Source organism: Ginsengibacter sp. (assembly GCF_057362405.1).
Genome location: NZ_JBMQQG010000067.1, coordinates 65,092 through 72,700 on the forward strand (window position 1 = coordinate 65,092; position 7,609 = coordinate 72,700).

Genomic DNA, 7,609 nt, shown 5'->3' on the forward strand with positions numbered 1-7,609 from the left:
TGGAATTTAATTTTGAAACGGAGATCTTACCAGGTTATATCCAACATTCCTGCCAGAATATCAGCTATTCATATTTTCAAAGAAAACAGCTCAATACTGCTTGTTTTGCCTTTAAGTTCGACCATCCCGAGGCTTTCAGTTTGCCATTTTTTTAGGTCAATATTTTCCACAAAAGTTTTTGAAACGATAAAGTGATGTTTAAGCTCAGTACATGCACTGCGAATGCGTGCGGTTGTATTCATAGTATCGCCGCTCATAGCAAGGTCTTTTTTAATAACGCCTATTTCACCAACCGTTACTTCGCCTATGTGAATGCCAACGCGAAAATCAGGAACTATGTCATATTTATTTTTGAAATAGTTGCTTTTCTTTTGAATATTTTTTCTTGCCTGTATTACTGTGTCAAGGCATTTGCGTGTATTGCGGGGAGAAAAGTTCCAGGAGCAGACGACTTCATCACCGACATATTGGTAAATAGTTCCATCAAATTCTATAACAGCCTGCGATACACGGTAAATAAAATCCCGTATAAACTCAAAATTAACAGCATGGCCAAGTTTCTCGGCAATTGGGGTAGAATCTTTAAGGTCTATGAACATTACAATACGGGTTTCCACCTTTGGGGTTATATATCGCCCTGCAATAATATCCAGGAAAACACCGGGCGAATATTTTTCATTGATAATAAGAATAAGTTGAGTAATAAAAAAAACAATCATCCAATAGATTATTTTAAGAAGAAGCCAGTTTTTGTAGAGGACGTAAGTTCGTATTTGGTGCAAGGCCTCACCGACACTTAGGTGTTGAAAAAAAAATGTGTCTGCCAATTGAATTATAAAAGTAAGCATGAATGCCGCACTGAGCAATATGAAACTCTTTGCTAAAAAATTCAACCACAAAGGAAAATGGGTTAAAACTTTTCTGAGTTTGTATACAAAAATATATCCCATGACCAGGCTTACACTAAACATAACCACTTCTCTCAGCCACAAAGTTTTGTTATGCAGCCGTTCATTTTGCCGTAAGAGAACAATCACAAAGTCAATAGCAGTCCAGAACAGGCCGATATAAATTACCGTTCGTAAACGAATCTTATTTAAGTTGGATAGATGAAAAAATCTTTTGATGGCGCTCATTGCCTTGTTTCTAAAAAATTGTAAATCGATTGTTGTGCATTTATTTTTTCTGAACCGGTATTAATCATTTTTTGTTGTTTAAACCCCGGGAGCAACATCACCGACTTATCGTTATCGTCCCATTGTTTAGTGAAATATTTTATCAATTCTTTTTTGCACCTTTCATTCTTAATACGTACGTCCACTTCAATGCGGTAATATAAATTTCTGGTCATAAGATCCGCCGAACCAATTAAAACTTCTGCGTTATCCTTTGTTCCGAAAATTAATATTCTTGAATGCTCCAAATAACGATCCACAATACGTATTACTTTTATATTTTCACTTTCGCCCAGCGTTCCCGGCACCAGGCAACAAATGCTCCTGATGATTAAATTAATTTTTACGCCTGCATTACTTGCTTTATACAATTCATTAATAAAGCCCGGCTCTTCAAGATTATTTACTTTTATTCGTATCAACGCATCCTCACCTTTTTTTGCTTTGGCTATCTCTCTCCCAATAAGCTTTTTTAATTCTTCGTTCATATTGAAGCGGGATACCAGCAGTGATTTAAACTCAATTTTTTTATCTTTTTTTGGTGGATGCTGCACCTGTAAGAATTTAAATAGCTGTAGTAATTCCGTTATGATGATTTTATCCGTTGTCATCAATACGTGATCTGTATAATACTGCGCTGTTACCTCATTGAAATTACCCGTACTTAAAACAGCAAAAGATTGTTTCCGGCCATTATTTCTTTTTCTTACCAACGCAATTTTAGAATGCACTTTAATCAGCGGGGAACTATAAATTATTTTTACCCCCGCCTCTTTCATAATGCGGCTCCATTTAATATTGTTTGCTTCATCAAATCTGGCCTTCAGCTCAATAAAAGCAATAACGTTTATTCCATTCTTGGCTGCACTGATAAGCGCATTAATAATGTGAGATTCTTCCGCAACACGATACAGCGTGATATAAATATCTGTAACGTTTACATCAACCGCCGCCTGGTTAAAAAATGAAAGCACAGGGTTATAAGATTGATAGGGAAGATGCAGCAAAATGTCTTCCTGCAAGAGTATATTGAAAATATCACCACTGTTCATTACGTACGATGAAACAAGTGGCTTACTTTTTTTGTATACCAGTTCCTTGCCAAAATCCGGGAAACGTGTAAGGTCCTTAAGATTGTGATACCTGCCACCAACAAACATATCATCGTTGGTAATATTAAAAAGTGCACCTAAAAGAAGTTGGAGATTTGTCGGCATTCCCTGCTGAAAAAGGAACCTCGAAGGTGGACCAAAATCTCTCTTCCGGAGTTGTTGTTCTATTTTTTGGAGCAGGTCGCCGCGGTAATCATCTTCCAAATGTAATTCTGCATCGCGGTTTAATTTTATACTATATACGCTGATAATATGTAAACCCGGGAAAAGATAGACAAGATTTTCACGAACAATATCATCTAAAAAAATTACGTAATTATATTCATCTAATGGAGTGAGAGAAAAAAATCTTTTGGTTTTTTCTGATGGAATATTTACGATTGCCTGTTTCAATCGCCCTTCAACATTTTCCTGCAAGGTAACCACGAAATAGAGTTTGTTATTTTCAAGGATAAATTTTTTTCCTTTATTCTCATCGAGGTAAATAGGCTGAATGAATGAAAGAATATCAGAAAGAAAAATTTCTCTTATTTCAGGCAGGTGCTCTTCACGAATTGTATCATTATAATAAAAGATGATTTTATTTTCCCTTAATGCCGGCAAAATTTGAGTAGATAATATTGAGCCAAAAAAATGAAGCTGCCGGTTAATTTCGTCCTGAACCTCTTCAGCAATATTATTATCATTGCCCTGTATTTCTTTCCTTGTTTTTTTACCAAGAACAGAAAGGGCGATTATCTCGGTATAGCGTACACGAAAAAACTCATCCAGGTTCGAAGAAAAAATTGACAAAAATTTCAGGCGTTCATAAAGAGGAACTTCCGGATCTTCCGCCTCCTGTAAAACTCTTAGGTTAAAACCAAGCCAGCTAAGATCCCTGTTGTACATCATACATCCCAACGTTTAAAGCGGTGATCCGGTGCCGTTTATTAATGTGCCTGAAGAAGTACCCTGGCTAAGATATGCAGCGACAGCAAATGCAAGAACCGATACAATTATCCCGATCATAAAAATATTATACGCCAATCGAATGAGTTTATACTTATGGCCAAGCACAGCACCGAGGTAATAGATATCCTTTATAAGAGAACCATATAGGTAATCCGTATCGAGCATCATTTCCCGCATGGCTGCATTGTATTGTTCATAGGTAGCTTTATAGAAATTTCCAAAAAATAATAGATTGGTTTTTTTCTGTTTTATATCGTCAGGAGTAAATTCGCCGCCACTAATATTAGGTCTTGTTGATAAAATAGATATCACAATTGTTGTTACGGCAACTATTAAAAAAATTATTGTAGGTATGGTTAAATAAGCATCTTCCTGCAGTTTACGAAGCAGCACACTCAATATCACAGAAATAATAATTGAATTAACCGATATAAGAATATTGGCCTTATGATCTGCCAATTCGCTTAGTTTTAAATGATTTTCTGAAGTAAGGCGCAACATGGTTTGAATTCCTTTGCTCATTAAGCCGCTCTTATCTTTTTCTAAACCAGCTAAGGTGCCCACTACAGGTTCTTGTTTAACCCGCTTCTCCTCTTCAAGTTCCATTGCTTTCAACGTTAGTTTTTTTAAATTTTTCTTTTTTCCCTTGTCAAGTAATTCTTTAGCGTAATCAGTATAAAACTTATGTTCTTCGAGCATCTTGATCGTACCCTCATTAAATTTAATTTTATCCGTTCCGCCAAGTCGAAGTTTGTATTCTTCGAATGCATTTTTATTTGTCTTCTTAAAATCTTTGGTTCCGAGATGATAAGTATCTGCATCGCAAATAATTTTCTCTAATAAATTTTTAGGATTTCGTGGAAACTTAGTGGCCATGATACAGGCTTCAATTTCTATAATTGTTTTCTCGTCGTCAATATGTTCCCTCATGAACTTCTTCATTATTTCGCAACCCATTTCTTCATGTTTTGCGGGCTCTGTAAATAGGTGGCCCGTATCATGAAACCACGCAGCCGTGTAGAGGATCAGCATCTCATTTTCTGATACTTTATAATGACCCGCAATCTCCTGCGTATGTTTTACCACATCTTGAGTGTGCCCAAGGTTGTGAAACACCAGTTCAGGAGTTTGCATTTGCTCAAAAAGGCCGGTTACATAATCTTCAATCTTCTTATAAAGCTTATTGGTATCCATAAATTAGAATGTTATATTAAATTTTGTTCCAATCGAAATATTATACAGGTTGCCTTCTCCCGAAAATGCAAGCGTGGCTGAAACAATAGCAAAATTATAGGGCGAATAGTACAAGCCTCCACCAAAAGAATCATGCCACTTATGAGAAACTTCACCGGGCACCCAAACCCTGCCCAAATCATTAAATGCAATTAAACCAACAGCACCCGGCACAATATAAGATTTAGAATCAAAAAGTTTATACCTGAACTCAGTGGATTGGTAAAATACAGATTTACCGGAGAACCTGTTTTTTCTAAATCCTCTTAAATAATTATTTTCCCCAAGTCCAAGGGCTTGAAAATATTCATAGTGTTCGCTAAAAATATGACCATATCCGAGGCGCAAAACCGTTACAAGCCTTGTTGGATCTTTAAAGCTTGCATAAACAGTCATATCGGTTGTAACTTTTGTGATTTGCCTGCTGCTTTTATTGATACCAAATAAAGAAGAGAATTCTGAATTCCAATAAACACCTCTTGTAGGCAAAAGATCGCTGTTTATATTATGGATAATAATGGAAATTTTACCACCTAAGTAAGTTTTACCACTATAAATATCCGAGGAATCAAGGCCGGCAAGTGAAGGCTGCGAAAGGATTTTACCGGTATTATCCAACTGATGATTCCAATAATGATAATAGGAAGGCCCAAAACTTAGTTCAGCAAGATTATGGAACCGTTTTCTAAGTAGCAGATCCCCGGATAAATAATTATATCTCACTTTATAAAAGTTATAATTCTTGTTCTTGTCTATTGCGGTTTGATTTCCCGATCCGAAATAATTAGTGAGAACTGTATTAAATAAAGAACCCGTTCCCACAAGATCATAATTAGAAATTACATGATTAAACTCGCCATTATAATTTACCTGGTATTTGCCTGAGTTAACATTGTATAGTGTGGTTAACGACTGGAAAGTAGAATAAGGATCTTTTCTGAAAGCATACGTTTTTAATGAGTATCCCATCCCTGCATTGAGTCCATCTTCTTCGTCATAGCCAAAATTTATGAGAGGCAAACGATAGCTATTGTAGTTGAAACCTGTAATGTCATATAAATTTGCTTCGCGGTCGGTTGATATTGAATTTTTTGTTTTGTGTACGTTTTTAAGGTAATTGCTATCGGGCTTATAATCATAAACTATATTCCTGACATTACCTTTAATATCAAAAGTGTCGCGGCCCTTTCCGCCAATAATTCTTATTCTTATTTTACTGTTTGCCGATGAGTCTATATCAAATAGATCATCTCCATTCAGGCCATACAGGTTAATGTATTTTGTTGAACTTCGTTTAAATACACGGTCAAACATAACACTTGCTGAATCTGTTGCCTGCTTTCGTTTATATACTTTTACTTCGAGGCCGCCACCTGAATTAAAGACTCGAAAATATTCGTTTTTATTGCTGCCAACTACGTTTACTTCTTTTGATAAGAAGTGATAATATTTCAATCCGCTTTTATAAATGAGATCCCGCCTGCTTCTTAGCTTTGCCGATATTTTGGCTGAATCAATCTTATAAATTTCGGGGGGCAATTGTTTTACTGCTTCAGCAATTACGGCGTTGGTTTCGTTAGCCTGGAATTTAGATATGATTCTTTTCCATGCTGCCTCATCCAGGTTGTTCATGAAGTAACGGTCAAAATTTCTTTCTTCCCAATTGAACCATTTAATATTGGGATAGTGTTTTCTAAAACCCTGCAGGTACGGCAATGCTGCAATGCTTAATGATTTTATAAAAAGTCCATCGGAGTAAAAAAAGGCCTGGTCCCTGTCACGTGGAATAGGGTAATACAATTTGCCAACACCGGTATCGGCGGTCCCAAAGCGCCATTGATCAAAATGTCTGTCCCAGTCGCCGATCATCATATCGAGTAGGCGTGCCCGTAATACATTTTCCTGGTCAACATGATTTTTGCTGTCCGCTACCAATTTATCGATAACTTTTGCGGTACTTTTTGTTTCGGTTTCATCAGAATTGGGGTCATGAAATTCCAGCAGGCAAATTTTCTTTGCAAATTTTGGCCTGTAAAATCCGAGGGCCGGATCGTCCGGCACGAAGTAATATTCGGGATCTGCATGTTCAACATTAGCCGCGTCCGCAAGTAAAGGAACCATAAGTGCTCCATATGGATGTTCAGCGGTAATCATGTCTTTCATAATGTTGGTGGCCACGTACGGTTTCAATATTTCGGGTATTGATCCTGTAGGATTTTTATCGACCGTTCTCAATACCCATTCATGGTGATTTGTATCCTCCAGTCGTAATGATTCTGTTTGTTTACCTCCTCCAAAACTTAATATTTTGAATCCCCCATATTGCTGATTAATTCTAAAAACCTTTAAATGAACAGGAGTGCTCCATTCCTTTCGGTAATTTTTGCCTGCAATAATTTCGCGAAAAGATGAAATTTTTGCGTACTGCTTATTAACTGCAACTTTCACACTATCCTGGAACTTTACTATTGGCACTGATTGGGGTACATTGGAGGAATCGCCTGATTCTTTTTCGATCGATGAAAAATTAAAAAGATTTTTTGAAAAACTATGATGAACCGAATCGTTGTTTACAGCATAAAAATCGACATGCACATTTTTATTCTTTGATATATCGAGGTTTGCAAATCCGAAAGACTGGCCGACGTACTCTGTTTGTTTGCTATGAGAAACTCTTGTGCTCTTTGAACCCGCTCCACTTACAATATAATAATGACTGGAGTCTTTAATAAGTTGCATCGTATGTTCATGTCCCGCAACGAAAATCACATTAGAATGACCTTTTGTAATATCTTCTATCTTGTTTATCATATTGGCGTAGGCCGGGTAGTGCAAATCTTCCGGAGTGCCAAATATTCCTCTCACTATGGGGTATAGGGAACCAATAACGGGTAATGGAATCCACAGTTTTGGATTCATTTCTGTGAAGGGGAAAATATGCTGTTTTAACCGAAAATATCCGCCATGAATTCCATAACTCTTCAAAGTATGATGGCCTGCGAGGATGATTAGCTTTTTAGCATTCCTGTTTAGAATGTCTTCAAGTTCATTATAAAATTGCTCAGGTGTTTTGTACGGACAATCTGATTCAATACCTGGCCGGTCGCCTGGTTTTCTTATGAACCATTGGCTGTCGAA

Annotated in this window: 4 protein-coding genes; all 4 read right to left on the reverse strand. The window is 36.8% G+C overall.

Annotation, left to right across the window (positions count from 1 at the left end):
• Positions 1–68 precede the first annotated feature (68 nt).
• Positions 69–1,136 carry an adenylate/guanylate cyclase domain-containing protein gene (locus tag ACO1O5_RS06155; protein ID WP_486268961.1) on the reverse strand — a complete coding sequence of 356 codons (1,068 nt, stop codon included), beginning with the start codon at positions 1,134–1,136 and terminating at the stop codon, positions 69–71.
• Complete coding sequence (ppk1, locus tag ACO1O5_RS06160) at positions 1,133–3,178, reverse strand: polyphosphate kinase 1 (protein ID WP_486268962.1); 2,046 nt, start codon at positions 3,176–3,178, stop codon at positions 1,133–1,135. Before ppk1 ends, ACO1O5_RS06155 begins: the two co-directional genes overlap by 4 nt.
• Before the next feature lie 12 nt (positions 3,179–3,190).
• Complete coding sequence (locus ACO1O5_RS06165) at positions 3,191–4,432, reverse strand: Pycsar system effector family protein (RefSeq protein WP_486268963.1); 1,242 nt, start codon at positions 4,430–4,432, stop codon at positions 3,191–3,193.
• 3 nt (positions 4,433–4,435) lie between these two features.
• The coding region (locus ACO1O5_RS06170; RefSeq protein WP_486268964.1) for a bifunctional metallophosphoesterase/BamA family protein at positions 4,436–7,609 on the reverse strand (3,174 nt) is incomplete at its 5' end.

What these genes read in the sequence shown, in the direction of transcription:
- ACO1O5_RS06155 (WP_486268961.1), bottom strand. Translation starts at nt 1,136, where the DNA reads ATGAGCGCCATCAAAAGATTTTTTCATCTATCCAACTTAAATAAGATT.
- ppk1 (WP_486268962.1), bottom strand. Translation starts at nt 3,178, where the DNA reads ATGATGTACAACAGGGATCTTAGCTGGCTTGGTTTTAACCTAAGAGTT.
- ACO1O5_RS06165 (WP_486268963.1), bottom strand. Translation starts at nt 4,432, where the DNA reads ATGGATACCAATAAGCTTTATAAGAAGATTGAAGATTATGTAACCGGC.